This is a genomic window from Aminobacter aganoensis (assembly GCF_014206975.1).
In the GTDB taxonomy this organism is placed as follows: domain Bacteria; phylum Pseudomonadota; class Alphaproteobacteria; order Rhizobiales; family Rhizobiaceae; genus Aminobacter; species Aminobacter aganoensis.
Window position 1 is genome coordinate 67437 of sequence record NZ_JACHOU010000013.1, and the last position, 25599, is coordinate 93035.

Annotated in this window: 23 protein-coding genes; 11 read left to right on the forward strand and 12 right to left on the reverse strand. The window is 65.1% G+C overall.

Going from position 1 to position 25599, the window contains the following annotated elements; genetic code table 11:
* Position 1: 1 nt before the first annotated feature.
* Together GGR00_RS20530 and GGR00_RS20535 are read left to right on the forward strand one after the other, a co-directional pair.
* On the forward strand, positions 2-763 hold the full coding sequence (locus GGR00_RS20530) for a WecB/TagA/CpsF family glycosyltransferase (protein WP_055977986.1): 762 nt from the start codon (positions 2-4) through the stop codon (positions 761-763).
* Complete coding sequence (locus GGR00_RS20535; RefSeq protein ID WP_377863800.1) at positions 649-1650, forward strand: DUF6492 family protein; 1002 nt, start codon at positions 649-651, stop codon at positions 1648-1650. Before GGR00_RS20530 ends, GGR00_RS20535 begins: the two co-directional genes overlap by 115 nt.
* 1 nt (position 1651) lies before the next feature.
* Here GGR00_RS20535 and GGR00_RS20540 read toward each other — a convergent pair whose 3' ends face one another.
* Positions 1652-2947, reverse strand: coding sequence for a lipopolysaccharide biosynthesis protein (locus GGR00_RS20540; protein ID WP_184700735.1), 1296 nt, complete (start codon positions 2945-2947; stop codon positions 1652-1654).
* Between the two features lie 163 nt (positions 2948-3110).
* Here GGR00_RS20540 and GGR00_RS20545 point away from each other — a divergent pair, with 163 nt between their 5' ends.
* The 6 genes from GGR00_RS20545 (at position 3111) to GGR00_RS20570 (ending at position 11478) form a co-directional block, all read left to right on the forward strand.
* Positions 3111-5423 carry a GumC family protein gene (locus tag GGR00_RS20545; protein ID WP_184700737.1) on the forward strand — a complete coding sequence of 771 codons (2313 nt, stop codon included), beginning with the start codon at positions 3111-3113 and terminating at the stop codon, positions 5421-5423.
* A gap of 112 nt (positions 5424-5535) precedes the next feature.
* Positions 5536-6432 (forward strand): bifunctional methylenetetrahydrofolate dehydrogenase/methenyltetrahydrofolate cyclohydrolase FolD, encoded by an 897-nt coding sequence (folD, locus tag GGR00_RS20550; RefSeq protein WP_055977995.1) that lies wholly within the window; start codon positions 5536-5538, stop codon positions 6430-6432.
* Positions 6433-6505: 73 nt separating this feature from the next.
* Complete coding sequence (locus tag GGR00_RS20555) at positions 6506-7468, forward strand: GlxA family transcriptional regulator (protein ID WP_055977999.1); 963 nt, start codon at positions 6506-6508, stop codon at positions 7466-7468.
* Between the two features lie 76 nt (positions 7469-7544).
* Positions 7545-9194 carry a vWA domain-containing protein gene (locus GGR00_RS20560; RefSeq protein ID WP_184700739.1) on the forward strand — a complete coding sequence of 550 codons (1650 nt, stop codon included), beginning with the start codon at positions 7545-7547 and terminating at the stop codon, positions 9192-9194.
* A gap of 316 nt (positions 9195-9510) precedes the next feature.
* Complete coding sequence (locus GGR00_RS20565) at positions 9511-11040, forward strand: ABC-F family ATP-binding cassette domain-containing protein (RefSeq protein WP_184700741.1); 1530 nt, start codon at positions 9511-9513, stop codon at positions 11038-11040.
* Between the two features lie 87 nt (positions 11041-11127).
* A complete protein-coding gene (locus GGR00_RS20570) occupies positions 11128-11478 on the forward strand; it encodes an MliC family protein (protein ID WP_184700743.1) in 351 nt (116 codons plus the stop codon).
* A 33-nt stretch (positions 11479-11511) separates the two neighbouring features.
* Here GGR00_RS20570 and GGR00_RS20575 read toward each other — a convergent pair whose 3' ends face one another.
* From GGR00_RS20575 to zwf, 5 genes are all read right to left on the reverse strand, one after another.
* The gene (locus tag GGR00_RS20575; RefSeq protein WP_184700745.1) at positions 11512-11910 is read right to left on the reverse strand and encodes a PIN domain-containing protein; all 399 of its coding nucleotides are present in this window, start codon (positions 11908-11910) and stop codon (positions 11512-11514) included.
* On the reverse strand, positions 11907-12161 hold the full coding sequence (locus tag GGR00_RS20580; protein ID WP_184700747.1) for an AbrB/MazE/SpoVT family DNA-binding domain-containing protein: 255 nt from the start codon (positions 12159-12161) through the stop codon (positions 11907-11909). The genes GGR00_RS20575 and GGR00_RS20580 overlap by 4 nt, the downstream gene beginning before the upstream one ends.
* A 52-nt stretch (positions 12162-12213) precedes the next feature.
* Positions 12214-14037, reverse strand: a complete 1824-nt coding sequence (gene edd / locus GGR00_RS20585) for a phosphogluconate dehydratase (RefSeq protein WP_184700749.1) — start codon at positions 14035-14037, stop codon at positions 12214-12216.
* A gap of 128 nt (positions 14038-14165) precedes the next feature.
* On the reverse strand, positions 14166-14867 hold the full coding sequence (gene pgl / locus GGR00_RS20590) for a 6-phosphogluconolactonase (protein WP_184700751.1): 702 nt from the start codon (positions 14865-14867) through the stop codon (positions 14166-14168).
* Between the two features lie 5 nt (positions 14868-14872).
* Positions 14873-16342, reverse strand: a complete 1470-nt coding sequence (gene zwf / locus GGR00_RS20595) for a glucose-6-phosphate dehydrogenase (RefSeq protein WP_184700753.1) — start codon at positions 16340-16342, stop codon at positions 14873-14875.
* A 257-nt stretch (positions 16343-16599) separates the two neighbouring features.
* Between zwf and GGR00_RS20600 the strand changes: the two genes are divergently transcribed.
* Together GGR00_RS20600 and GGR00_RS20605 are read left to right on the forward strand one after the other, a co-directional pair.
* On the forward strand, positions 16600-17346 hold the full coding sequence (locus GGR00_RS20600) for an SDR family oxidoreductase (RefSeq protein ID WP_184700755.1): 747 nt from the start codon (positions 16600-16602) through the stop codon (positions 17344-17346).
* 109 nt (positions 17347-17455) lie between these two features.
* Entirely contained in the window at positions 17456-18580 is a 1125-nt protein-coding gene (locus tag GGR00_RS20605) for a beta-ketoacyl-ACP synthase III (protein ID WP_184700757.1), read from the forward strand.
* Here GGR00_RS20605 and GGR00_RS20610 read toward each other — a convergent pair.
* The 3 genes from GGR00_RS20610 to GGR00_RS20620 form a co-directional block, all read right to left on the reverse strand.
* Positions 18577-19278, reverse strand: coding sequence for an RNA polymerase sigma factor (locus tag GGR00_RS20610; protein WP_184700759.1), 702 nt, complete (start codon positions 19276-19278; stop codon positions 18577-18579). The genes GGR00_RS20605 and GGR00_RS20610 overlap by 4 nt on opposite strands.
* 233 nt (positions 19279-19511) lie before the next feature.
* Positions 19512-20798, reverse strand: coding sequence for an NAD(P)/FAD-dependent oxidoreductase (locus tag GGR00_RS20615; protein WP_184700761.1), 1287 nt, complete (start codon positions 20796-20798; stop codon positions 19512-19514).
* Positions 20799-20936: 138 nt separating this feature from the next.
* Positions 20937-22373, reverse strand: coding sequence for a glutamine synthetase family protein (locus GGR00_RS20620; RefSeq protein WP_055978021.1), 1437 nt, complete (start codon positions 22371-22373; stop codon positions 20937-20939).
* 137 nt (positions 22374-22510) lie between these two features.
* On the opposite strand from GGR00_RS20620, the gene GGR00_RS20625 reads away from it, so the two are divergent.
* Positions 22511-23221, forward strand: a complete 711-nt coding sequence (locus GGR00_RS20625) for an HAD family hydrolase (protein ID WP_055978023.1) — start codon at positions 22511-22513, stop codon at positions 23219-23221.
* Positions 23222-23223: 2 nt separating this feature from the next.
* On the opposite strand, the gene GGR00_RS20630 is transcribed toward GGR00_RS20625, so the two are convergent.
* The 3 genes from GGR00_RS20630 to aceA all read right to left on the reverse strand — a co-directional run bounded on the left by GGR00_RS20630 (position 23224) and on the right by aceA (position 25531).
* Positions 23224-23670 carry an ANTAR domain-containing protein gene (locus GGR00_RS20630; RefSeq protein WP_055978024.1) on the reverse strand — a complete coding sequence of 149 codons (447 nt, stop codon included), beginning with the start codon at positions 23668-23670 and terminating at the stop codon, positions 23224-23226.
* Positions 23671-23903: 233 nt separating this feature from the next.
* A complete protein-coding gene (locus GGR00_RS20635) occupies positions 23904-24146 on the reverse strand; it encodes an SMc00767 family acetate metabolism repressor (RefSeq protein WP_018426579.1) in 243 nt (80 codons plus the stop codon).
* Between the two features lie 95 nt (positions 24147-24241).
* Entirely contained in the window at positions 24242-25531 is a 1290-nt protein-coding gene (aceA, locus tag GGR00_RS20640; RefSeq protein WP_055978026.1) for an isocitrate lyase, read from the reverse strand.
* Positions 25532-25599 lie beyond the last annotated feature (68 nt).

Genomic DNA, 25599 nt, shown 5'->3' on the forward strand with positions numbered 1-25599 from the left:
CATGACAATCTCCAAACCGGTTGCAACGTTCCGGCGCATCCTGGGCATCCGCGTCGCCAGCCTGCGGCGAGATGAGGCCGTCTCGCTGTTGTCCGGGTTCATCCGGGAAAAGACCTTTACCAAGGTCGGATTCCTCAATGCCCACAACGCCAATGTTGCCTGTTCCGACAAGGAATTTGCCGCAGCACTCGACGACTTTCTGGTCCTGGCCGATGGCATCGGCGTCGACATCGCAGCACGCTGGCTCTACGGCGCGCCGTTTCCGGCCAACCTCAATGGCACCGATTTCGTGCCTGCCTTGCTCGTGGCGGCCGACAAGCCGCTGACGGTGGCGCTGCTCGGTGCATCGCGCGAGAACGCCGAACGGGCCGCTGCGCGCCTCAGCGAGATCGCGCCGCAGCACCGGTTTGTCGTCATCCACGACGGATTTTTCACCGCCCAGGAAGAGCCTGCGATCATCGCCTCCCTGGCGGCGTTGAGGCCCGACATATTGCTCGTCGCCATGGGCGTGCCGCGCCAGGAATTCTGGATCGCCCGCAACTTGCGGCCGGAGCATTGCACAGTGCCGATCGCCGTCGGCGCTCTGCTTGATTTCCTCAGCGGGTCGGTGCCGCGCGCGCCGGCGTGGATGCGCCGGCTACGCCTCGAATGGCTGTTCCGGCTGGTCATCGAGCCCGGGCGGCTGTGGCGGCGCTACATCGTCGGCAATCCGCTTTTCCTGCTTCGCGTGCTGCGTCAGAAACTGGCCGGGGATTGCTCTTGAACGCAAGCGGCACGCCTGTTGTCGCCGACGCGGCGCTGGTGACGGCCAGCTACGCTGCCGATTTCGAGCGTTGCCGCCTGTTGTGCGAGACGGTCGACCGCCATGTCACCGGTGCGTCGCACCACTACCTGCTGGTCGAACACCGCGACGTGGCGCTGTTCCGCCAGTTGGAAAGTCGCCGCCGCACCGTCATCGACGAGCGCGAGCTGCTGCCGTCCTGGCTGCGGGACTTTCCCGATCCGACGAGCCTGTTCAAGCGCCGCATCTGGCTCAGCCTCAAGGCGCCGCCATTGCGTGGCTGGCATGTGCAGCAACTGCGCCGCATCGCCATCGCGGAGCGGATCGAGCAGCCGGCGCTCGTCTACGTCGATTCCGACGTCGCCTTCCTCAGGCCGTTCGACTGTGCCCGCTTCTGGCGCGACGACAAGGTGCGCCTGTTCCGTCGCGACGACGCATTGCTTCGCCCCGGCCATGAAAACCACCATGTCTGGTCGCGCAACGCCGCCGCCGTGCTCGGGCTCGAGGCGCCTGAAATCTCATCGCACGACTACATCTCGACCCTGATCGCCTGGCGCCGTTCGAGCGTGCGAGACATGCTTGCCCGTATCGAACAGGTCAGCGGCCGGCATTGGGTCGAGGCGGTGTCGGCGCGGCGCCGATTTTCCGAATGCATGATCTACGGCCGTTTCGTTGACGAAATCGCCGGCGGCGCCGGACATTTCCACGGTTCCGAGGAATTCTGCCGCGTCCACTGGACCGGCACTCCGCTGTCGGATGCCCAGTTCGAGGCCTTCGTTGCCGAGATGTCGCCCGAGCAGGTGGCGATCGGCATGCAGTCCTTCATCGGCACCGATCTCGGCCGGATCAGGAAGCTGGTCGGCGCCTGATCTAGATCGCCTTGGCTGGCCGGCGCAGTGCCGTGTATGTCACCGCCGCTGACGCCAGATAGAGCAGCGCGAACATCCCGTTCAGCGACCACACCAGGGTTTGCGTGTCGGCGACCTGCAGCAAAAGGCTCGACAGCAATGCCGCCTTGAGGGCGGCGAGCAGCGCCAGGTTGCCGGCGCGGATCAGCGTCTGCCCGCGCGCGAACAGCAGTTCGGCGTGATATTCGACGAGGTTGCGCAAGGCCGGCACGAACAGGGCCAGGCCGACGAGCGGCGCTGCCTCGGAAACGTTCCTGCCCAGGAAATTGGGATAGAAATGCAGCACCACGGCGAGGAACAGCAGCGCCGATGTCGAGACGACCAGAATTCCGGCCTCGATGCCGATCTTGACCTTCAGCCGCTCCAGCATCTGCGGCGCGCGCATCATCCGCTGCACCAGCATCATCGAGAATGTGCGGATTGGGATGGCGGTGAGGTCGACCAGCCGCATGACGATGGCATAGATGCCGGCGAGATGTGGGCCGCCCATAGCCAGCACCAGCAGCTTGTCGAACTCCATCTGCAGGTAGAACAGCACTTCCGCGCTGGCGACATAGATCGAATCGGAAAGCCGCCGCCAGTAGAGATATGGCGTCAGCCGAAGCTTCTGGCGCGGGTAGAAGACGCCGAAGGCAAGGGCGAGCGAAACGACGTTCGAGGCGACGTAGAACCAGGCCCAGGCCTCGAGGGTGGGTGTCGGCCAGAAGACGAACAGCGCGGCGGCCGCCGCCTTGATCGCTGCCGTCAGGATCGCCAGCGTCGCCGCGCGGCCGAAACGGCCAAGGCCGTTGTTGACGATCATCGCCACCTCGACCGGTCGCCACAACAGCGCTTCGGCGAAGATGACGATGGCAAAGATGCCAGCCGGCAGGGTGGTGGAAAAGAACAGCAGCCAGGTCAGCGCCGAGGCCGCCACCAGCACCGGCAGCGACAGGAGCGCCAGCATCAGGAAACCGGCGGTATAGCTTCCGATCAGCCGAGGCCTGATCGTGGCGGTGCGGTAGAGGGCAGAGATGAAGCCGAAGGCGAGGGTGCGCGACAGCATCACGCCGGCAGCGGACGCCGTGGCAAACAGGCCGAAATCGGCGATGGACAAGGTGTTGGCCAGTGCCACGAAATAGATCAGCGAGAAGATCAGCCGACCCGCCGAGCCGCTGACTGCCGAGAAATAGTCGCGCAGGAGCGCGCGCCGTTCCGAAAGGAAACTGCCGATACGGTCGCGCAGCGGCACGCGCGGTATGTCGTTGGCCTGGGTCATGATCCGGCCGCAGGATAGGGAGCAAAGCTTAATGTGCGGTTTTGCCAGCGCCCCCCCCCGGGCCATTGAGCGAGAAAATTAACCTTTTGTTTCCCATGCCTGTTTAGCTTGGGTTAAGAACCGGACGCTTGATCCGTCACAGTGCATGGAAGCAACCCAAGACATGGCCGATTCCGGGAACCGCGACGATGGGAGGCGCAAGGGATCGCTGCTTGCGCTGGCCCAGGACGATGCGGCTCCCAAGCGCCAGGGCGCCTCGCTGCTGTCGATGAGCACGGACGAGCATCCGGAAGTCGACGCGCAGGACGCGGCGACGCGCCATCGCATGGCTCGCATCCGCCGGGAGGCGGAGATTGCCGCGCGTCATTCCGAAGCGCAGCGCGCCGCCGAAATGGCTGCCGACACGCACACAGTGCGAACCCACGCTCCAACCCAGTCTGTCGACGATCCGATCGAGCCTGCCCCGTCTTCGCTGATCGGCGGCTGGCGCGCGAGGCTGCTCGGTCCGTCCCAGCCGGTCGTGGCGCCGGCAATCGTCGGCGCGGCTGAACCGCCGGTGGATGCCATCCAGTCGTTGGACGAACGGAACGACCCTGACGACATGCGCTGGAAGCCCTTGATCGACCCGATGAAGGTTATCGGCGGCATCGGCCGCTCCAAGCTGCTGATTGCGTCGACCACGCTTCTCGGCGCGCTTGCCGGCGTTGCGATCGCTCTGTCCATGCCGAAGATGTATCAGGCCTGGTCCGAGATGATCGTCGATCCGCGCAACCTGAAACTCACCGATCGCGAACTGATCGAGGGCGGCCTGTCGTCGGAGGCGACGCTGGCCATCGTCGAGAACCAGGTGCGCGTGCTGACCTCGGGCACCGTGCTGACCAAGGTGGTCGACAAGCTCAATCTCGCCGAAGATCCGGAATTCAACGGCACCGCCGGTGGCAGCGGTATCGATGTCAGGTCCCTGGTGCGCTCGCTGGTATCTTCCGGCGACGCCGGGAGCAGCGCCGTCGACAACAGGCACACGCTGGCGACCACCCATCTCGCCGAAGCATTGACCGTCGAGCGCGGCGGCAAGACCTTCGTCATCTCGGTCGGCGCCAAGACCGAGAGCGCGGAGAAATCGGCGCTGATCGCCAACACCATGACCGAGGTCTTCATGCAGACCTACGGCGAGCTGCAGTCCGGCAGCGCCGGACGTGCGACCGACGAACTGAACGCCCGCCTCGATGAATTGCGCAAGTCGGTCGAGGCCGCCGAGCGCAAGGTCGAGACCTTCAAGGCCGAGAACGATCTCATCGATCCGCAGGGGCGGCTGATCACCGACGACGAGATCCAGCGCGTCAACGACCAGCTGACCGCTGCGCGTTCGCGCACCCTGGAACTGAATGCCCGGGCCGCCTCGACCCGCAACCTCGGCATCGATTCCGTGCTGAGTGGCGCCTTGCCCGAGGCGATCAATTCGCCGGCGATCACCGAACTTCGCGCGCAGTATGCGGCACTCACCCAGGAGGCCGACCGGGCCGCGGTCAAGCTCGGCCCGCGTCACCCCGAGCGTCTCGCCGTCGAGGCCCAGCTGAGCGGCGCCCGTGAACGCATCTCAACCGAATTGCGCCGCGTCGCGGCCTCCATCCAGGTCGAGCTCAAGCGGGCCGTCCAGCTCGAGCAGGAACTCGCAGCCCGGCTGGCCCAGCTCAAGGTACGCCAGGGCGAGGTCGCCGACGAGCTGGTCACCTTGCGCGAACTCGACCGCGACGTCACCGCCAAGCGTGCCGTCTATGAACAGTACCTGCTCAGGGCACGCGAGACCGGCGAGCAGAAGGACATCAACTCGGCCAATGTCAGCGTCATCTCGGTTGCCTCGCCGCCGCTGGAATCGACGGGACCGTCGCGCGCCATGATCTCGCTGGCGGGCATGCTGGCCGGTTTTGCGATTGGCATCGGCCTCGGTGGTCTGCGCGGGGCACTCGAAAGCCTGCGGGAAACAGCCAATCGTCGCGCCCGGACCCGGCCCGCGCCGCGCCGCGCCGAACAGGACAACGAAAGTCGCCGGCCGTCCGATCCCGCCGAGGCCCCTGCGCCAAGGCTGGATGCTGAGCCGGCATCGCCATCGAAGGCCCAGGCAGCAGAGCCGTTCGCGGCCGCTGCGGCCGCGCCTGCCGCGCCGTCATTGTCGGCCCAGGTGCCGCCGCCGGCACAGCATGTTGGCTTCGCGCCGGCCTATCCGCCTTATACGCAACCCGGCTATGGTCCTCCGCCCACGGGTTACGCGGCGCCCTACGCCTACCCGCCGGCTGCCTCCGGATATCATCCCTGGCCGCCAGCGCCGCCACAGGCTCCCACGGCACCCGCGAGCGACCTGCCGCCAGCCGAGGCCGCGGCGCCGCGCAGCCAGATCGACGAAATCAGCGAAAGCCTGCGCGAGGTGCGCAAGGAGCTAAACCAGTTGCGCGAGCGCCGTTCGCGCCGCTACTTCTGAAAATTCTGCGCTGCGGTTTCGAGTTTACGGCACCGGACGCCGCAATGGCGAGGTTGCGGGTCGAAATTTTGATGACAATGCCGCGCCAACAGTGCCTGCATATGGAGTGAACATGGCTGAGATCATTGACGGAAAGATTGTCGCGGCAGAGGTTGTCGAAGGCGTCAAGAAATCAGCGGCCGCCCTTGCCGCGCACGGCGTGAAACCCGGCCTGGCCGTGGTCATCGTCGGTGAGGATCCGGCAAGCCAGGTCTATGTCGCCAACAAGTCGCGCACCGCCAAGGAGTGCGGCTTCCTGTCGGTCCAGCACACGCTCGCCGCCGATACGTCCGAGGCCGACGTCGTCGCGCTGGTTGAGGCGCTGAACGTCGATCCGTCGATCCACGGCATCCTCGTCCAGCTGCCGCTGCCGGGCCATATCGACGCCGGCAAGATCATCCAGACCATCGCGCCCGACAAGGATGTCGACGGCTTCCACTTCATCAATGTCGGCAAGCTCGCCACCGGCGAGGTCGACACCGCGCTCGTGCCGTGCACGCCGTTCGGCTCGATGCTGCTGATCGAGCGCAAGCACGGCAAGGACCTGTCGGGCCTCAGTGCCGTCGTCGTCGGCCGCTCCAACATCGTCGGCAAGCCGATGGCCCATCTGCTGCTTGCGGCCAACGCCACCGTCACCATCGCCCACAGCCGCACCAGGGACCTGCCGGCGCTCTGCCGCACCGCGGACATCCTGGTGGCGGCCGTCGGCAGGCCGGAGATGGTCAAGGGCGACTGGGTCAAGCCGGGCGCCACCGTCATCGATGTCGGCATCAACCGGATTCCGGCGCCCGAGAAGGGCGAGGGCAAGTCGCGGCTGGTCGGCGACGTCGAGTTCGCGTCCGCCGAAAAGAACGCGGGCGCCATAACGCCGGTGCCGGGCGGCGTCGGCCCGATGACCATCGCCATGCTGATGGCCAACACGCTGGTGTCGGCGCATCGCCACGCCGGCCTCGAATACAAGGGCCTCTGAGACATGTCGGCGGCGTTGTTGATCGCGGCGCCGCTTCCTTGCCCACATCGGCATCTTCTGTAGGTTTGGCCGCATGTCAGAACCTCACCCCGAAGGCCGCCAGTTCGCTTTCCTGCTCGTCGACAAGTTCTCGATGTTCTCGCTGGTCGCGGCGATCGACACCTGTCGCTCGGCCAACAGGCTGCTCGGCCGCGACGTCTACGGCTGGACCACAGTGTCTGCCGATGGCGAGGCGGTCATCGCCTCCAACGGCCTGCCGCTCAAGGTCGATTATTCGGTCGCCGACGTGCCCGCGGTCGACATCATGTTCGTCTGCGTCGGTGTCACAACCGAATTCCCCGGCAAGAGCAAGGTGCTCGGTGCGCTGCGTTCATGGGGCCGGCGCGGCGCTGCCCTGGGCGCACTCTCGGTCGGCTCCTACCTTCTTGCCGAGGCCGGCCAGCTCGACGGCTACCGCTGCACCATCCACTGGGAAAACCGTGCCGGCTTCATGGAAAAATTTCCCGACATCGAGTGCACCAACAACGTCTTCGAGATCGACCGCAAGCGCTACACCTGCGCCGGCGTCACCACCTCGATCGACCTGATGCTCGAGATCATCAAGCGCGACTTCGGCGCCAACCTCGCCAACGAGGTCGCCAACCAGTTCCAGCACGAGCGCATCCGCTCCGCCGGCGACCGCCAGCGCGTCGGCCCCGAGCGCGACCTCACCGGCAAGTCGGACAAGCTCAAGCGCATCGTCGAACTGATGGCCGACCATCTCGACGAGCCCTTGTCGGCGGTGCAACTGGCCAAGACCGCCGGCCTGTCGGTCCGCCAGGTCGAGCGGCTGTTCCTGCGCCACCTCAACGTCACGCCCGGCCGCTACTACATGCGGCTCCGGTTGGAGCGCGCCCGCGAGTTGCTGCGCCAGACCAACATGCCGATCCTCGACGTGGCGATCGCCACCGGCTTCACCTCGCATTCTTATTTCGCCCAGAGCTACCGGTTGCAATTCGGTCGCCCGCCGAGTGAAGAGCGCCGGACGACCTATTGAGCGCTGCCAGGGTTGTCAGCGGCGGGCCCCAAGTTTAGCTTCCTCGAACAAACGGGCTGAATCGGCGAGGGGCAGCATGAAGTCGTTTTTGCGTACCATCCTGGCGTCTGCACTGGTGCTGGGCGGAGCGATGTCGGCTCAGGCCGCCGACCGCGCCATCATCGTGCTCGACGCCTCGGGTTCGATGTGGGGCCAGATCGACGGCAAGCCCAAGCTGGAGATCGCCCGCCAGGCGCTCCGCTCGGTGCTCACCACCATCCCCGCCGACACCGAGCTTGGCCTGATGGCCTATGGCCACCGCGAAAAAGGCAGCTGTTCCGACATCGAGCTGGTGGTGCCGCCGGCGTCCGGTTCGGCAAGCGCCATCACCGCTGCCGCCGACAGCATGAAGTTCCTCGGCAAGACACCGCTTTCCGCCGCCGTCAAGCAGGCCGCCGAGGACCTCAAATACACCGAGGACAAGGCGACCGTCATTCTCATCACCGATGGGCTGGAGACCTGCAGCGCCGACCCGTGCGCGCTCGGCAAGGAGCTTGAGCAGTCCGGCGTCGATTTCACCGCCCATGTCGTCGGCTTCGGCCTGACGGCGGAAGAGGGCAGGCAGGTCGCCTGCCTCGCCGAAAACACCGGCGGCAAGTACATCCAGGCGTCCGATGCGAAAGGCCTGGAGGACGCGCTCGCCCAGACCGTCGCCGAGCCTGCGCCGGCTCCAGCACCGGCACCCGCCCCCGAGCCGGCAAAGCCCGAATTCAACTTCGTGCCCGAACTGGCGCTGGCCGAGGGCGCAGCAGCCCTCAAGGACGCCGGCAATGCCTGGGAAATCTACAAGGCCAACGCCGACGGCACCAAGGGCGAACGCCTGACCACCGAATACAACAACTACAAGGGATCGCTCGAGCCGGGCGACTACGTCATCCGCGCGACGCTCGGCGAGGCAGCCGTCGAACAGCCGTTGAAGGTCGAGGCCGGCCAGGCCTACAAGCCGCTCTTCGTGCTCAATGCCGGCACGCTGATCGTCAGGCCCCGTCCCAGCGACGGTGGCGACATCAACACCGGTGCGGCCGTCGTTCTCGATTTCCCCGGCGCGTCGCATCCGGCCACCTATTACGGCGAGACCAAGATCGTGCTGCCCGCCGGCGAGACCAAGGTGAAGGTCACCATCGGTCAGGGCGAGGCCAACGAGACGATCCAGCTCGCCGCCGGCCAGACCGTCGAGAAGGACATCATCGCCGGCGTCGGCCGCGTGGTGGTCAACGCGCTTTATGCGCAGGGCGGCGACAAGGTCGATGCCGGTGGCCTCGATGTCAGGGTCTACAAGGCGAAGAAGAAGATCGACGGCACGCGCGAGCAGGTCACCTATGGCTACGGGCCGGACAACAAGTTCGACCTGCCGGCCGGAGATTATGTCGCCGTAGCGCGCATGGATCAGGCCGAGGCCGAACAGCCCTTCAACGTTCGTGTCGGCGAGGCTGGCGACGTGACCGCCGTGCTCGGTGCCGGCGTTCTGGCGATCGATGCTCCCGGGGCAAAGGAGATCCGGGTCTACGCCGCCAGGAAGGACATCCAGGGCAACCGCAAGGAATTCGGCTACGCTTACGACCAGAAGCACCAGGCGACGCTGCCTGAGGGCGATTATGTCGTCGAGGCCGACCTGGGCGATGCCGGCAAGAAAGAGGGCTCCGCCAGCGTCAAGGCAGGCGAGCGCACCGAGCTGACCGTGCAGTAGGATTGTCTCGCGCTGCCTTTGCGGCTATGAAGGCGGCGCAACTCGAACGACAAAGGAGGGCTGCGTGATCGAGCATTTTTATCTCCACCGCCAGCGCGGCCCCGTCCACGCCCTGCAAATGCGTTTGCAGGGCTGACCTCGGACGAGACGCCAGTCTTACTGAAGCTGTTCTCTTTACCGGTCTGCCCTTCGTGGTGATGCAGCGCTGAGCCGTTCGCTCGTGCGTCCGCATCGTGAATTTCCCGCCGGACCCGGTTCCCCATTGATGCACCTTGTGAAGGTGCAGGCGACGGTCCGGACAGACCAGAGAACGAACATGGCTTTGATCAATCTGAGGTCGCTTGGCGTAACGCTCGGTGCTCCGCTTTTTTCCAATCTCAATCTTTCCATCGAGCCGGGCGACCGGCTCGGAATCGTCGCTGCCAATGGCCGCGGCAAGTCCACGTTGCTGCGAGCGATATCCGGCGGCTTCGAGCCCACTGCCGGCGACATCACCCGCTCGCGCGGCCTGCGCGTCGGCTATGTCGAGCAGGACGTCCCGGCGAAGCTTCTGGACGCAACGCTCTACGATGCCGTGCTCCAGGCCCTGCCGGCCGACCAGGTCGACAGCGAGAGCTGGCGTGTCGACGTTGTGCTTGGCGAACTCGACGTCCCTGAAGAGCTGCGCGAGCGCCAACTGTCCAGGCTGAGCGGCGGCTGGCAGCGCCTCGTGCTCCTGGCACGCGTCTGGGTGACCGAGCCGGATGTGCTTTTGCTCGACGAGCCAACCAACCATCTCGACCTGGCCCGCATCGGACAGCTGGAAGGCTGGCTCAACGCCCTGCCGCGCGACGTGCCGGTGGTGATCTGCAGCCACGACCGCGCCTTCCTCGACGCCGTGACCAACAGGACGCTGTTCCTCCGCCCGGAGAATTCACAAGCCTTCTCGCTGCCCTATTCCAGGGCACGCGAAGCGCTCGACGGGATCGACGCCTCGGACGCGCGGCGCTTTGAGAAGGACATGAAGACGGCGCAGCAATTGCGTCGCCAGGCAGCCAAGCTCAACAACATCGGCATCAATTCCGGCAGCGACCTTCTGGTGGTCAAGACCAAGCAGTTAAAGGAGAGGGCCGAACGCATCGAGGACAGCGCCCGGCCGGCCCATCTGGAGCGTTCGGCCGGCAGCATCAAGCTCGCCAACCGGGGCACCCACGCCAAGGTGCTGGTGACGCTCGACGACGCCCCTGTCACCACGCCCGACGGCACGCCGCTGTTCCGGACCGGCAAGCTGTGGGTCCGCCAGGGCGACCGCATCGTCCTGCTCGGCCGCAACGGCACCGGCAAGACGCGGCTGGTCAATATGCTCCGTCGCGCCATAGCCCAGCCCGATGTCGCGGTCGACGGCATCAAGGCGACGCCGTCGCTTGTTCTGGGCTATGGCGACCAGGGCCTGTCCGACCTTGCCGACAAGGACAGGCCGCTGGAGGTGCTGACGCGCCGCTTCGAGCTCGGCGAGCAGCGCGCCCGCACTTTGCTTGCCGGCGCAGGCATGACCGTCGACATGCAGTCGAACCCGATTGGCCGCCTGTCGGGCGGCCAGAAGGCTCGGCTCGGCATGCTGGTGCTCAGGCTCACCAACCCTAACTTCTACCTGCTCGACGAGCCGACCAACCATCTCGACATCGACGGGCAAGAGACGCTGGAGGCGGAACTGCTGAAGCACGAGGCCAGCTGCCTGCTGGTGTCGCATGACCGCAGCTTCGTCCGCGCTACGGGCAACCGCTTCTGGAAAATCGAGAAGCGGCGGCTGGTCGAAGTGGAGAGTCCGGAAGGGTTTTTCGCCGACGTGGCCAGGAACGGCGCGTAATTCGCACCCAAGCTGCCTGCCGAGGCTGTGGCTTCGGCAGGCATCGGGCTCATGCTATCGTCTGCCCGCAAGCAACCAGGAGGCCGTATGCGCTCGATCTTCACCGTCATCATGCTTGCTGCTGCGACCAATGCCGCGATGGCTTCCACCGTCACGCTCGACCTGCCGGGCGATGCCCCGGTCGAACGCAACGTCGTCGGCTACGAATGCGGCGACCAGTCCGTGAAGGCTGAGTACATCAACGCCGGCGACAACGCGCTCGTCGTGCTGACGCTCGGCGACCGGACGGTCGTCGCCGTCACCGTGTTGAGCGGCAGCGGAGCCAGATATGCCGGCCAAAACTACGTCTGGTGGACGAAAGGCGACAACGCTGACCTCTACGACCTGACCAAGGGCGAGGATGCACCGGCGGTGTTGTCTTGCGAGGCGGCGAAGTAGTAAGGACGTTTCGAGGACGTGGCGGCTATTCGGTCAGCCCTTCAGCAAGGCCACCGGCCTTCCTTCGGCGGTTAGAAGGCGGGCAGCCCTCTTGTCGAACGTGGCGAACTGTTCGGCGCCCCCTCTGTAGCCCTCGTGTGCCATCGCCGCATCGGCGAAGTCTCCGCCAGCCCGCATGTGAGCAAGGCCCGCAGCCACGGCGGCCTGATCGGCGGCGACCTGGCGCGAGTTCAACAGGCTTTCAATGCTTTGGGCAATCGATGAGCGCGCGACGCCCCGGCTCCCCAGAACCCAGACAAGCTCGCAGAAGATGATCAGGGGAATGACGACCAATTCGGCATCGGCCAGCAGTGCTTGTGCCACACGTGTTTGGCCAGGGTGGTCGGCGAGCATGGCGCGGGCGAGCACATTGGTGTCGACGGCGACTTTCACCGTTTGCCGGCCCAGCCGTCTGCGATGACCCTGTTCATTTCCTCAATGGTCAAAGGTGCTTGGTTGGGATCGTGAAGAATGCCGAAGATGACCTCGATGCCATGTCGTTTCTGCGGTGCTGCCTTGAGCACGACATTGCCGTCTGGCGCGAGATCCAGAAGGATCTTGTCGCCAGGCCTGACGCCGAGGTGCTTCAGCACCTCTTTCCTGACCGTGATCTGGCCTTTCGACGTTACCGTAAGCGTTTGCATGGCGCACCTCTGGCCAAAAAGTAAGGCAGAACTGCCTTACTTGCAAGCTGGGTCACGCCGTCCCGAAAACGCTCGCGCCGTGGTCGGCGCGGCCAGCCATCTGGCGGAAGCCGGCGAACAGCTCGCGTCCCATGCCATGTTCGTTGCCCGAGAGGTCGCAGACAGGCGCCGGGCGCAGCGCCAGGTCGCCGGCCGGCACCAGCACTTCCAGCGTACCCGCTTCGGCGTCCAGCCGGACGATGTCGCCGTCATGGACACGGCTGATCGGACCGCCCTCGAGCGCTTCCGGCGTGACGTGGATCGCGGCCGGCACCTTGCCGGAGGCGCCCGACATGCGGCCGTCGGTGACCAGCGCCACCTTGTGCCCGCGGTCCTGCAGGATGCCGAGCACGGTGGTCAGCTTGTGCAGTTCCGGCATGCCGTTGGCCTTGGGGCCCTGGAAGCGGATGACGGCGACGAAGTCGCGATCGAGCAGCCCGGCCTTGAAGGCGTCGTTGAGGCCCTGCTGGCTGTCGAACACCAGTGCCGGCGCTTCGATGATGCGACGCTCCGGCTTCACCGCGGACGTCTTGATGATGGCGTGGCCGAGATTGCCGCCCAGCACCTTGAGCCCACCGGTCGGCTGGAACGCCTTGGTGGCAGGGGCCAGAACCTTCTCGTCGCCGCTTATCTCGGGGGCGGCCTCGCGCACCACCGAGCCGTCGGCGCCGAGCTTGGCCTCCACCGCATAGGGACGCAGGCCTTCGCCCCACACTGTCTGCACATCCTCGTGCAGCAGTCCGGCATCGAGCAGTTCGCGGATCAGGAAGCCCATACCGCCCGCTGCCTGGAAATGGTTCACGTCGGAAAGCCCGTTCGGATAGACGCGTGCCAGCAGCGGCACGGCGTCCGACAGGTCGGAAATGTCCTGCCAGGTCAGGCGGATGCCGGCGGCCGCGGCCATCGCGATCAGGTGGATTGTGTGGTTGGTCGACCCGCCCGTGGCATGTAGGCCGACGACGCCGTTGACCACAGAGCGCTCGTCGATCATGCGGCCGGCGGGGATGTATTCGTTGCCGAGCGCGGTGATCGCCAGCGCCCGCTTGGCAGCCTCGCGCGTCAGCGCGTCGCGCAGCGGCGTGCCCGGATTGACGAAGGAGGCGCCCGGCGTGTGCAGGCCCATGATCTCCATCAGCATCTGGTTGGAGTTGGCGGTGCCGTAGAAGGTGCAGGTACCTGGGCCGTGATAGGACTTGGACTCGGCCTCCAGCAGTTCGGCGCGGCCGACCTTGCCCTCGGCATAGAGCTGGCGGATCTTGGCCTTTTCGTCATTGGGCAGGCCCGAGGTCATCGGCCCGGCCGGCACGAAGATCGCGGGCAGGTGGCCGAAGGTCAGCGCCGCGATCACCAGGCCCGGCACGATCTTGTCGCAGACGCCGAGATAGACGGCGGCGTCGAACATGTTGTGGCTGAGCCCGATGGCGGCCGACATGGCGATGACGTCGCGCGAAAACAGTGACAGCTCCATGCCCGGCTGGCCTTGCGTGACGCCGTCGCACATCGCCGGCACGCCGCCCGCCACCTGGGCGATGCCGCCTGCCTCGCGCGCCGCGTCCTTGATCAGCTGCGGATAGGTCTCGAACGGCTGATGCGCCGACAACATGTCGTTGTAGGAGGTGATGATGCCGATATTGGCGACCTTGTCGCCGCCAAGCGCCACCTTTTCCGCGGGGCTGCACACGGCGAAGCCATGGGCGAGGTTGCCGCAGGACAGCACGCCTCGGTTGGCCGTCTTGCCGGCGGCGTCATCGACCCGGCCGAGATAAATCTCGCGGCTGACCCGCGAGCGCTCGCGGATGCGATCGGTGATGGCTTGGATATCGTTCCTAGCGGTCATGACATCAGTCCTTTCAACTCGGGGCCCGAACCGGGAGGAGCGTCGGGCCTGGGGCATGGCCCTTGAAGGTCATGCCGTGTTCAACGCGTCGCAGCGCCATTCGGACGCCGCTGACGCCGGCGCCCGTCTCAGGGCGCCCAGTAGATCTCGGCGGCGCGGGGCGCCCGGTCGAGCACGGCACGGATCGGCAAGCCCGTCTCCGCCGCCAGCGCCGCCTCGATGACGCTGCGCTTTTCCGCGCCTTCGATGTGGACGACGACAAGTCCCGCGCCAACCAAGGCGGGCAGCGTCAGCGTCAGCCGCGGCTCACCCGCACTGTCGGCATGGACCGGCATGACGATGCGCGTCGACGCCGGGTCGAGCAGGGCGTCGAGCCCGTCCGCATCCGGGAAGAACGAAGCCGTGTGGCCGTCGCCGCCCATGCCCAGGATCGTCGCATCGAGCGGCCAGGGCAGGGCGCGGATGTCCGTATCGGCAAGATCGGCGCCCTTCTCGACCGTCGCAGCCTCGTGAAACAGCGGCGCGAAGCGTGCCTCGGATGCCTGGTTCTGCAGCAGCTTGGCCTTGGCCAGTGCCGCATTCGAACGCGGCGAACTCTCCGGCACGAAACGCTCGTCGACCAGCGTCACCGTCACCTTGCTCCAGTCGAGCGCCTCTTTCGACAGTGCGGCAAAGAAGCGGCCGGGCGTCGTTCCACCCGAGACGGCGAGGAACGCTTCACCGCGCCGCCCGATCGCCGCCCGCAGTACCTTGGCCACGGTGCTTGCCAGCGAGGCCGCCAGCTCGTCCCGCGTCGCAAACTCGTTCCAGTGGGGCGAAATGCCAGCCATGGCGCTCAATTGCTCTCGTGCCAGGTGCGGCCGTCGCGCTCGATCAGCGCGATCGAGGCCGACGGGCCCCAGGTGCCGGCAGTGTAGCCCTGGGCTTCCTGGCGGCTGCCTTCCCAGGCATTCTGGATCGGATCGATCCACTTCCACGCCGCCTCGACCTCGTCGCGGCGCATGAACAGCGTCTGGTTGCCGCGCACCACGTCCATGATCAGCCGCTCATAGGCATCCGGCGCGCGGCCGTCGAACGACTGGGCGAAGCTCATGTCGAGCGGGATCTGGCGCAGGCGCATGCCGCCCGGACCCGGATCCTTGATCATGATGAACTGCTTGACGCCTTCGTCTGGCTGCAGGCGGATGACCAACTGGTTGTTGAAGATTGGCCCCGCACTTTCGCCGAAGATCGAATGCGGGATCGGCTTGAACTCGATGACGATTTCCGAGACGCGCGACGCCAGCCGCTTGCCCGTGCGCAGGTAGAACGGCACGCCGGCCCAGCGCCAGTTGGCGATCTCGGCCTTGATGGCGACGAAGGTCTCGGTCGTGCTCTCGGCGCCCAGCTCCTCGATGTAACCCTTGACCGGACCGCCGGCGGAGGCGCCGGCGCGGTACTGGCCGCGCACGGTCTGCTTGGGCGCCTCGTTGCCGTTGACCCGCTTCAGCGCGTTGAGGACCTTCAGCTTTTCGTCGCGCACCGCATTGGCGTCCATCGAGGCAGGCGCCTCCATGGCAACGAGGCAGAGCAGTTGCAGGATATGGTTCTGCACCATGTCGCGCAGCGCGCCCGCCTTGTCGTAATAGGTGACGCGGTCCTCCAGTCCGACGGTCTCGGCCACGGTGATCTGCACGTGGTCGATATGGGCGGAGTTCCACAGCGGCTCGTAGAGCGCGTTGGCAAAGCGCAGCGCCATCAGGTTCTGCACCGTCTCCTTGCCGAGATAGTGGTCGATGCGGAAAATCTGGTGCTCGCCGAAATCGTCGCCGATGATGTCGTTCAGCGCCCTGGCGGACTCGAGGTCGCGGCCGATCGGCTTCTCGACGACGATGCGCGAATCCGGGGTCACCAGCTTGTGTGCCTTGAGGTTGTCCGAGATGTCGCCGAACAGGCTTGGCGCCACCGCGAGATAGAAGACGCGGATGCGCTTGCTGTCGCCGATGGATTTCTTCAACTCGCCAAACCCGTCGCCGGATTTGGCATCGACGGTGATGTAGCTCAGCCGGTCGAGAAAGGTCTTGAGCTCGGCTTCCTCGATATATTCCGGCTTCACATGGTCGGAGATCGCCTTCTTGGCAAAGGCGCGGAATTCCTTGTCGTCCATCTTGGTGCGCGACGCGCCGATGATCCGGGTCGGCTCGGAAAACTGGTGGTCGCGCTGGCGGTGATAGAGCGCCGGCAGCAGCTTGCGCTCCGACAGATCGCCGGTGCCCCCGAAAATGATGAAGTCGAAAGGATCGACGGGGATGATCTGGCTTGTCATGTTCTATCCGTTTCCAGGACGGTCGTGATGTCGCCGACCGATATATGCTAATCGATTTAAAAACGCCAGTGCCCCGGTGTCACAGTTTCGTTTTCGTCCCGGGATCGCCTCCGCCGAGCATAAGGCTTCGCCGCTGCCGTTTCCAATGCGAAGCCTCTGGCCCAGTGCATAGGGCGCACGATTTCGTGCCCAGCATTGCGATGAACTGTGACGACCGCTAGATCGGACGTGAAGAAAATCGACAGGGCGGCAAGATCATGCGTCTCAAGGACAAGGTTGCGATCATCACCGGCGCGGCGGCCGGCTTCGGCGAGGGCATGGCGAGGCGTTTTGCCGAGGAAGGTGCCAAGGTCGTCGTCGCCGACCTGAATTCCAGGGAGGCCGAGCGGGTCGCCGCCGAAATCGGCAACGATGCGATTGCGGTCACCACCGACGTTTCGCAGCGTTCCGAATTCGACGAACTGGTCTATGCCGCCAAGAGCGCCTTCGGCCGCATCGACATCATGGTCAACAATGCCGGCTACACCCACCGCAATGGTGATCTCGTCGATGTCGAGGAAGACGTCTTCGACCTCATCACCGCCGTCAACATGAAGGCGATCTATCATTCGGCGCGCGCCATCGTGCCGATCATGGAACGCCAGGGCGGCGGCGCGATCCTGACCACGGCCTCGACGGCGGGCCTCAGGCCGCGGCCGGGGCTGACCTGGTACAATGCCTCCAAGGGCTGGGCGATCACCGCCACCAAGTCGATGGCGGTCGAACTGGCCCCCAAGAACATCCGCGTCAATTGCCTGTGCCCGGTCGCCGGCGAAACCGGCATGCTGGAAAAATTCATGGGCAAGGACACGCCCGAGATCCGCGAGAAGTTCAAGGCCTCGATCCCGCTCGGCCGCTTTTCGACGCCGCTCGACATTGCCAATGCCGCCTTGTTCCTCGTCTCCGACGAGGCCTCGCTGATCACCGGCGTGGCCATGGAAGTCGATGGCGGGCGCTGCATCTGAGCGTTTTCTGCCGCGGGGTAACCGCGTTTCGGCCTGAAATCGGGGCGACAAAGCTTGACCGGCGATGTCGGAGCCCTATTCCAATGGTTGAAAACCAGCAGGAAACGCCATGCACAGGGTTGCGATCAGCGGTACCGGCATCTTCACGCCGGAGGAAGTCATCACCAACTCCGAGTTGGTGGCCTCCTACAACGAATATGCCCACCGCCAGAACAAGCTCCATGCCGACGCCATCGAGGCCGGCGAGCGCGAGCCGATGGCGATGTCGTCGGAGGAGTTCATCGTCAAGGCCTCCGGCATCGAGCGCCGTCATGTCATGTCGAAGTTCGGTATCCTCGATCCCGGCATCATGCATCCGGTGCTGCCCGAGCGCGCCGAAGACGAGTTGTCGCTGATGGCCGAGATTTCGGTCAAGGCGGCCGACAAGGCGATGAAGAAGGCGGGCCTGACCGCCGCCGACATCGACGCCGTCATCTGCGCTGCCTCCAACCACGAGCGCGCCTATCCGGCCATCGCCATCGAGGTGCAGCAGGCGCTCGGCATCAAGGGTTTTGCCTTCGACATGAACGTCGCCTGTTCCTCGGCGACCTTCGGCATCCAGCTTGCATCGGACATGATCCGCACCGGCTCGGCCCGGGCGATCCTGATGGTCAATCCCGAGATCACCTCCGGCCACCAGGAATGGCGCGACCGCGACTGCCACTTCATTTTCGGCGATGTCTGCACCGCCGTCGTGCTGCAGCGCGCCGACGGGGTGAAGGCGGGCAACGCCTACGAGGTGCTGGCCACCCGTTGCCTCACCGAATTCTCCAACAACATCCGCAACAACAACGGCTTCCTGCGCCGCACCCGCGAAGGCCACATGGCCGATCGCCGCGACATGCAGTTCCACCAGGAGGGCCGCAAGGTCTTCAAGCAGGTGGTGCCGATGGTGGCGGAACTGATGCTAAGCCATCTCGCCGACCAGGGCATCGAGCCCCAAAACCTGTCGCGGCTGTGGCTGCACCAGGCCAACAAGGGCATGAACGACCTGATCGGCCAACGGGTGCTCGGCCGCGAGCCGAGCCGCGAGGAGCAGCCCAACGTGCTGCAGGACTACGCCAACACCTCGTCGGCCGGCTCGATCATCGCGTTCTCGAAATTCTCCGACGATCTGCCGACGGGCAGCCTCGGCGTCATCTGCTCTTTCGGCGCCGGCTATTCCGCCGGCAGCGTCATCGTCAGGAAGCTCTAGGCTTCTCCGCGCAGCCGCTCGACCACCTGGTCGGCCATGCGTTCGCAGCGCCAGCCATTGAACGGGAACAATTCGGCAAAGCCCGTCGACAGTCTTCGTTCGATGGCGGTCCGCATCAGCCGGCGCGCCCGAAACAGGCGTGTCTTGACGGTCTCGGGCTTGATCGAGAGCTGTGCCGCCGTCTCTTCGATGCTCATTTCCTCGACATCGCGCAATATGAAGACGAGGCGGAAGGTCTCCGGCAATTCGTCGATTGCCTGTTCGAGCAGTTCGCGCGCTTGCCCGCGAGCGAGTTCGGCGTCGGCGCCAGGCGGGGTCAGCGATGTCGGAAACATGATTACCTGGCCTCCGGTGGCTGCGGCAGCGATGTCCAGTTCCTCCAGTTCGGCGACAGGCCGTCGCTTGCGGATGCGGGTGAGCGCTTCGTTGAGCGCGATCCGGGTGATCCATGTCGAAAACAATGCGTCGCCCTTGAAGCTGTCGAGCTTGGTAAACGCTTTGACGTAAGTTTCCTGGACCACGTCCTCCGCCTCCGCGTCATCGCGGGTCACCGTGCGGGCGACGCGGAAAAGCCGCTGGTTGTTGCGCTTGATGAGCACGCGGATGGCGTTCTCGCCCCCTTGGCGCGCCAGCGCCACCAACTCCTCGTCACGAAACCTGTCGAGATCGACCTGCTGTTGCAGCATCGCGAGTTGCATGTCGTCGCCTCCATCTCTTGGTCCGTCGGGCAAACCCGTCCCTTGTGGACCTATGCTGGCGCCATGCCGATCATGCGGCACATGGTGCTAGTCATATACCCCGGGGCAGGGCCAACGTCACCGCCAAGGAACGCCAGACGTCGGATAGTCTGGGCGTTGGCAGTTTCATGCCATTGGACGCGGCCTGCCGGAAAAGGTTCCCGATTGCCGCGAGGGGCGAGCCTGGTGCCTGGCTAGATCCGGTCCCTCAGCGCGAACCAGTTGAGCGCCAGGAACAGCAGCGGCGTCCGGAAACGACGGCCGCCGGGGAAGGGCGGTGTCTTCAACTCCTCGATCAGCTTGAGCCGGTCGCGGTTGCCGGCGATGGTCTCGGCGTAGAGCTTGCCGAAGAAGTTCGACAGCATCACGCCATGGCCGGAATAGCCGCCGACGGAGATGACGTTCGGCATCACCTCGCGCACGAACGGCTTGCGCGGCACGGTGATGCCGACATAGCCGCCCCAGCCGTGGGTGATCTCGACGTCCTTCAGCGCGGGATAGATCTCGGCGATCTGCTTGCGGATGTGGATGTGGATGTCCTTGGGGTCGTTGACGCCGTAGATCTCGCGTCCGCCGAACAGGAGGCGGCCGTCCCTGGACTTGCGGAAATAGCGCACCACGAAGCGCGAATCGTCGACCGACTCGCCGCCCGGGATCACTTTCGAATCCGTGCCCAGCGGCACCGTCGCACCGATGAACGAGCCGATCGGCATGATGTGCGATGCGCTGATCGGCTCCAGCTTGCCGCCATAGGCGTTGACCGCGATCAGGCACTTCTGCGCCGTAATGGTGCCGTTGGGCGTCGTCACCCGCACCTTGCCGCCCTGCGAGGTGATCCCGGTCGATTGCGTGTTTTCAAAGATGTGAGCGCCGGCGGCGGCGGCCACGCGTGCAGTCCCGATCACCAGCTTGAGCGGGTGGATGTGGCCCGTTCCAGTGTCGCGCGTACCGCCGTAATAATGCGTCGAGCCGAGCCGCTCCGCCGTCTCCTTCGCGTCCATGAAGGTGATGTGCGGATAGTTGAAGCGGCTGGCCATGATCTCGGCATGGGCCTTGTAGTCGTCGACATAGCGCGGCTTGTGCGCCACCGACATCTGTCCGGGCATGTAGTCGATGTCGATGCCGTTGGCCGCCGAGAATTCCAGCAGATGCGCCTTGGCGTCTTCGGCGAGGTCGAACAGCGCCTTGGCGCGAGTGAAGCCGTATTCGCCCTCGAGCTCTTCCGCCCACGCCCGCTGCCCGGTGCCGAGCTGGCCGCCATTGCGCCCCGAGGCGCCGTCGCCGAAGCGGTGCGCCTCGATCAGCACGACATTGGTGCCGGCCTTGGCCAGATGCGTCGCCGCCGAAAGCCCCGTAAAACCGCCGCCGATGATGACGACGTCGGCCTGACGATCGCCGTCGAGCGCCGGGTACTCAGGTCGCGGCCCGGCGGTGTCTTCGTACCAGGAAAGGCCGGGGGAGATGGGGGAGAGGTAGGGCATGGTGCGGAGAGAACTCCGGGATTGCGGGGAGCGAATAGTGAATAGTGAGTAGTGAGTAGTGAGTAGTGAATTGGGGAGCGGTGAGTAGTCGGCAGAGCCTTTCTCTATTCGCTACTCACTATTCCCTATTCGCTTCCTTCACACGTTCAGCAACAAATACTCCCGCTCCCACGGACTGATCACTTCCATGAAGGTTTCGAACTCGGCGCGCTTGATCGCCGCGTAGGTCGAGGCAAAGGACTTGCCGAGCATCGTTGCCAGTTCGTCGTCGCTTTCGAACAGGTCGACGGCCTCCAGCAGGCCGCGCGGCAGGTCGATCTCGTCCTCGTTGGCCGTTGTCAGGATGGGCGGCTCGGCCGGCAGCTTGTTGTTCATGCCGATCAGGCCGCAAGCGAGCGACGCGGCGAGCGCGAGATAGGGATTGGCATCCGACGACGGGATGCGGTTTTCGACACGCCGCCCCGCCGGGTCGGAGCGCGGCACGCGGAAGGCGGTGGTGCGGTTGTCGTAGCCCCACTTGTTGTTGACGGGAGCCGAGGCAGCCTGCGTCAGGCGACGATAGGAGTTCACATAGGGCGCCAGCATCACCAGCGCATTCGGCACATGCTTCTGCATGCCGCCGATGAAATGGAAGAACGCATCGGTCTCCGCGCCGTCCGCGGCGGTGAAGATGTTCTTGCCGGCCTTCTTGTCGACGATCGACTGGTGGATATGCATCGCCGAGCCTGGCTGGCCCTGGATGGGCTTGGCCATGAAGGTGGCATAGGTATCGTGCTTCAGCGCCGCCTCGCGGATCGTGCGCTTGAACAGGAACACCTGGTCGGCGAGCTCGATCGGGTCGCCGTGGCGCAGGTTGATCTCGAGCTGGCCGGCGCCCTCCTCGTGGATCAGCGTGTCGATCTCCAGCCCCTGGGCCTCGGAGAAGTGGTAGATGTCGTCGATGAGTTCGTCGAACTCGTTGACGCCGGCGATCGAATAGCCGGCGCCGCCGCCGATCGGGCGGCCCGAGCGTCCCACGGGCGGGGTCAGCGGATAATCCGGATCGGGGTTCTTGCGGACCAGGTAGAACTCGATTTCGGGCGCGACGACCGGCCGGAGGCCGAGCTTGTCATAGGCTGCCACCACGCGCTTCAGCACGTTGCGCGGCGTGAACTCGACAGGACGGCCGTCCTGGTGGACGAGGTCGCAGATCACCTGCGCGGTCGGATCGTCCTCCCACGGCACCACGGACAGCGTCGACAGGTCGGGCACCAGCTTCAGGTCGCCATCGTCCTCGGGATAGGCGAAGCCGTTGCCATCCTCGGGGTAGACGCCCGAGATCGTCATCATGAACGGTGCCGACGGCAGCGCCAGCGAGGTGTTGGAGGTGAATTTGCTTGACGGCATCATCTTGCCGCGGGCAACGCCGGCCTGGTCGGGCGTGATGCACTCTATGTCCTCGATGCCGCGCCATTCGAGCCATTCGGAGGCTTCCTTCCAGTTCTTCACGCCGCGCTTGTTCTTCACAAATGCGGGCGTGCGGGCGCGAGCCCCCCGAGTGGTCGGACGGACTTCCTTCTTTGCAGGCGGCATCATTCACCAGGTTGTCGTTGCGGATTGCCGAGTATAGCCGGGCCCAACGAAGGAAGAAAAGGGGGGCAAATCAGCGATTCCCGCCTGTTGTGAGGTTGAGAATGCTGGTTTTCGGGCGGTTCCTGGCCTAGATCATCGCCATGACCTCCATCTCTACCCGCCTCACCACCATCGGATTCGATGCCGACGACACGCTGTGGCAGAACGAACAGTTCTTCCGCATGACGGAGCGGCATTTTGCCGAGCTTCTCGCCGAGCATGGCGAGCAGGATCAGCTCATGTCGCGCTTGCTGGAGGCCGAAAAGCGCAACCTCGGCACCTATGGCCTCGGCATCAAGGGCTTCACGCTGTCGATGATCGAGACCGCGATCGAGGTGACGCAAGGCCTCGTGCCGGCTTCGGTCATCGAGAAGATCCTCGCCGCCGGCCGCGAGATGCTGAGCCACCCGATCGAGACGCTGCCGCATGTCCAGGACACGCTCGAAACGCTTGCCGGCAGCTACCGCCTGGTGCTGATCACCAAGGGCGACCTGTTCGACCAGGAGCGCAAGCTGGCGCAGTCGGGCCTCGGCGATTTCTTCGACGCCGTCGAGATCGTCAGCGACAAGTCGCGCCCCACCTACGAGCGCATCTTCGCGCGCCACGGCGACGGTCCCGACAGGGCGATGATGGTCGGCAATTCGCTGAAATCGGACGTCGTGCCGGCGATCGAGGCCGGCAGCTGGGGCGTCTACGTCCCCCACGACCTGACCTGGGTCTACGAACACGTCGACGAGCCGACCGCCGCCGAGCGCTTCCGCAAGCTGCCGCATCTCGGCGAACTGTCGGAGCTCCTGAAGGGCCTCGCCTAACCTCAGCCGCGGCCGATCAGTTTTTCGACGATGGGCTGCAGCCGCTCCGGGGTGATCGGCTTGGCGACCACGATGTCGACGGCACTCGGCAGCGACAGGCTCTCTGGCGTGCCCGCCCGGTTGGACAGCAGGATCACCGACGGCAGGTTGCTGCCCGATGCCAGCCGCAGCGACATGATCGAAGGCATCAGCGCATCGCAATCCCTGTTGTCGCTTCCACCGTCCAGGATGATCGTGCCCGGTGCCAACTTGCGCAACACTGACGCGGCGGTGTCTGGTGCCTCGGAGATCGTCTTGAGGCCCGAGCGTTCGACGATCTTGGCGACGACGACGCGATTGATCGGCGAGCGGCCGACGACCAGCACCTTCGACAGGTCGGCGATCTGGCAGTCGGCAGTGCGCGCATTCGTGCCCGGGCCATGGCTCGGGCTGAGGTCATTCCGCTTCATTGGCTTGGCCGACAGCTGGGGGGCGTTTGTTCAATGCGTGGTTGCGCTCGGTCCCGTAGGTTTCGCGTCATGTATGAGAAGTGTCAAGTATTACACTCAAAATGAGGTGCGACTTTAGTCGTAAATTTCAGCATTCCCGCATGTTGGCTCTAGACCAGGCCGCAGTAGCCTCAAAGCAAATCCCGCCCACGGCATGGCCGCGGACGGGATCTGGGGGGCATGGGTAGGCGGCTTTAGCCGTGCGGTTGCTGGGTAACGATGACGGGGATCAGCAGATCGCCCCAGTTTCCGTTGCCGCCATGGTGGCGGGCCGAGCGGACCAGTTCCACCGAAACGCCGGCCTCGACTGCCTTCATGACCGACTGGTTGAGCCGGTGCAGGTCGTTGGCGACGATACGGATCACGGCCTGCTGGTCGGCGCTCATCGTGGTCGCCTGTTCTTCGGCTCGTTCCTTGACACGGGTACGCGGTGCCATCGTGGTTCTCCTCGGTGTTGCCTTTGCCCTGTTGGGCGTTGCCTCTGGCCGGTGCCCGGAGGCGGTTGCCTCCGGGGCTTTTGCTGTCGCCAGGCCTATTCGGCGGCCGGGCGGAACTGTTCGGTTTCGGTCGACTCGTGCATCGCGGTCGTCGACGACTTGCCGCCGGTGATCGCCATCGACACGGCGTCGAAGTAGCCGGTGCCGACTTCGCGCTGGTGCTTGGTCGCGGTGTAGCCGTTCACTTCGGCGGCGAATTCCGCTTCCTGCAGCTCCGAATAAGCCGCCATCTGGCGATCCTTGTAGCCGCGGGCCAGTTCGAACATGCCGAAGTTGAGCTGGTGGAAGCCAGCCAGCGTGATGAACTGGAACTTGTAGCCCATCGCGCCCAGCTCGCGCTGGAACTTGGCGATCGTCGCGTCGTCGAGGTTCTTCTTCCAGTTGAACGACGGCGAGCAGTTGTAGGCCAGCTTCTTGCCCGGATGCGCCTTGTGCACGGCTTCGGCGAACTTCTTGGCCTGGGCGAGGTCCGGCTTGCCGGTTTCCATCCAGATCAGGTCGCAGAACGGAGCGTAGGCGATGGCGCGCGCAATGCAGGGCTCGATGCCGTTCTTCACCTGGTAGAAGCCTTCCACCGTGCGGCCGGCATCCTTGTCGACGAAGGGCTGGTCGCGCTCGTCGATGTCGGACGTCAACAGCTTGGCGGCTTCCGCGTCGGTGCGGGCGACGATCAACGTCGAAGTGCCCATCACGTCGGCGGCGAGACGCGCCGCGTTGAGGTTGCGGATGTGCGCCGCGGTCGGGATCAGAACCTTGCCGCCGAGATGGCCGCACTTCTTTTCCGAAGCGAGCTGGTCTTCGAAGTGCACGCCGGCAGCACCCGCCTCGATGAAGGCCTTCATGATCTCGAAGGCGTTGAGCGGGCCACCGAAGCCGGCTTCCGCGTCAGCCACGATCGGGGCGAACCAGGTGTCGACCGACAGGCCCTTGCCTTCCGAGGTCTCGATCTGGTCGGCGCGCTGCAGCGTGCGGTTGATGCGCTTGACCAGCTCGGGCGCGGCGTTCGCCGGGTAGAGCGACTGGTCCGGGTACATCGCCGAAGCCGTGTTGGCGTCGGCAGCAACTTGCCAGCCCGACAGGTAGATTGCCTTGAGGCCGGCGCGGACCTGCTGCATCGCCTGGTTGCCCGACATGGCGCCGAGTGCGTTGACGAAGTCTTCCTCGTGGATCAGCTTCCACAGGCGGTTGGCGCCCATCTCGGCCAGTGTCTGCTTGATCTGGACGGAGCCGCGCAGCCGCTTCACGTCCTCCGGCGAGTAGGGGCGCTCGATGCCGTCGAAGCGGCCTTCCGGGGCTGAAGGGACGAGGTTGTAAAAATCGGTCATTGTCGACTCCGTCTGGTCACTTGGTTCTAGGGGCGATCACCGCGTCTTGGGTTTTTGCGGCGATTTCT

Bases quoted from the DNA above. Each gene is read 5' to 3' on its own strand.
- GGR00_RS20530 (WP_055977986.1), top strand. From the start codon at position 2: ATGACAATCTCCAAACCGGTTGCAACGTTCCGGCGCATCCTGGGCATC.
- GGR00_RS20535 (WP_377863800.1), top strand. From the start codon at position 649: ATGGCTGTTCCGGCTGGTCATCGAGCCCGGGCGGCTGTGGCGGCGCTA.
- GGR00_RS20540 (WP_184700735.1), bottom strand. From the start codon at position 2,947: ATGACCCAGGCCAACGACATACCGCGCGTGCCGCTGCGCGACCGTATC.
- GGR00_RS20545 (WP_184700737.1), top strand. From the start codon at position 3,111: ATGGCCGATTCCGGGAACCGCGACGATGGGAGGCGCAAGGGATCGCTG.
- folD (WP_055977995.1), top strand. From the start codon at position 5,536: ATGGCTGAGATCATTGACGGAAAGATTGTCGCGGCAGAGGTTGTCGAA.
- GGR00_RS20555 (WP_055977999.1), top strand. From the start codon at position 6,506: ATGTCAGAACCTCACCCCGAAGGCCGCCAGTTCGCTTTCCTGCTCGTC.
- GGR00_RS20560 (WP_184700739.1), top strand. From the start codon at position 7,545: ATGAAGTCGTTTTTGCGTACCATCCTGGCGTCTGCACTGGTGCTGGGC.
- GGR00_RS20565 (WP_184700741.1), top strand. From the start codon at position 9,511: ATGGCTTTGATCAATCTGAGGTCGCTTGGCGTAACGCTCGGTGCTCCG.
- GGR00_RS20570 (WP_184700743.1), top strand. From the start codon at position 11,128: ATGCGCTCGATCTTCACCGTCATCATGCTTGCTGCTGCGACCAATGCC.
- GGR00_RS20580 (WP_184700747.1), bottom strand. From the start codon at position 12,161: ATGCAAACGCTTACGGTAACGTCGAAAGGCCAGATCACGGTCAGGAAA.
- edd (WP_184700749.1), bottom strand. From the start codon at position 14,037: ATGACCGCTAGGAACGATATCCAAGCCATCACCGATCGCATCCGCGAG.
- pgl (WP_184700751.1), bottom strand. From the start codon at position 14,867: ATGGCTGGCATTTCGCCCCACTGGAACGAGTTTGCGACGCGGGACGAG.
- zwf (WP_184700753.1), bottom strand. From the start codon at position 16,342: ATGACAAGCCAGATCATCCCCGTCGATCCTTTCGACTTCATCATTTTC.
- GGR00_RS20600 (WP_184700755.1), top strand. From the start codon at position 16,600: ATGCGTCTCAAGGACAAGGTTGCGATCATCACCGGCGCGGCGGCCGGC.
- GGR00_RS20605 (WP_184700757.1), top strand. From the start codon at position 17,456: ATGCACAGGGTTGCGATCAGCGGTACCGGCATCTTCACGCCGGAGGAA.
- GGR00_RS20610 (WP_184700759.1), bottom strand. From the start codon at position 19,278: ATGCAACTCGCGATGCTGCAACAGCAGGTCGATCTCGACAGGTTTCGT.
- GGR00_RS20615 (WP_184700761.1), bottom strand. From the start codon at position 20,798: ATGCCCTACCTCTCCCCCATCTCCCCCGGCCTTTCCTGGTACGAAGAC.
- GGR00_RS20620 (WP_055978021.1), bottom strand. From the start codon at position 22,373: ATGATGCCGCCTGCAAAGAAGGAAGTCCGTCCGACCACTCGGGGGGCT.
- GGR00_RS20625 (WP_055978023.1), top strand. From the start codon at position 22,511: ATGACCTCCATCTCTACCCGCCTCACCACCATCGGATTCGATGCCGAC.
- GGR00_RS20630 (WP_055978024.1), bottom strand. From the start codon at position 23,670: ATGAAGCGGAATGACCTCAGCCCGAGCCATGGCCCGGGCACGAATGCG.
- GGR00_RS20635 (WP_018426579.1), bottom strand. From the start codon at position 24,146: ATGGCACCGCGTACCCGTGTCAAGGAACGAGCCGAAGAACAGGCGACC.
- aceA (WP_055978026.1), bottom strand. From the start codon at position 25,531: ATGACCGATTTTTACAACCTCGTCCCTTCAGCCCCGGAAGGCCGCTTC.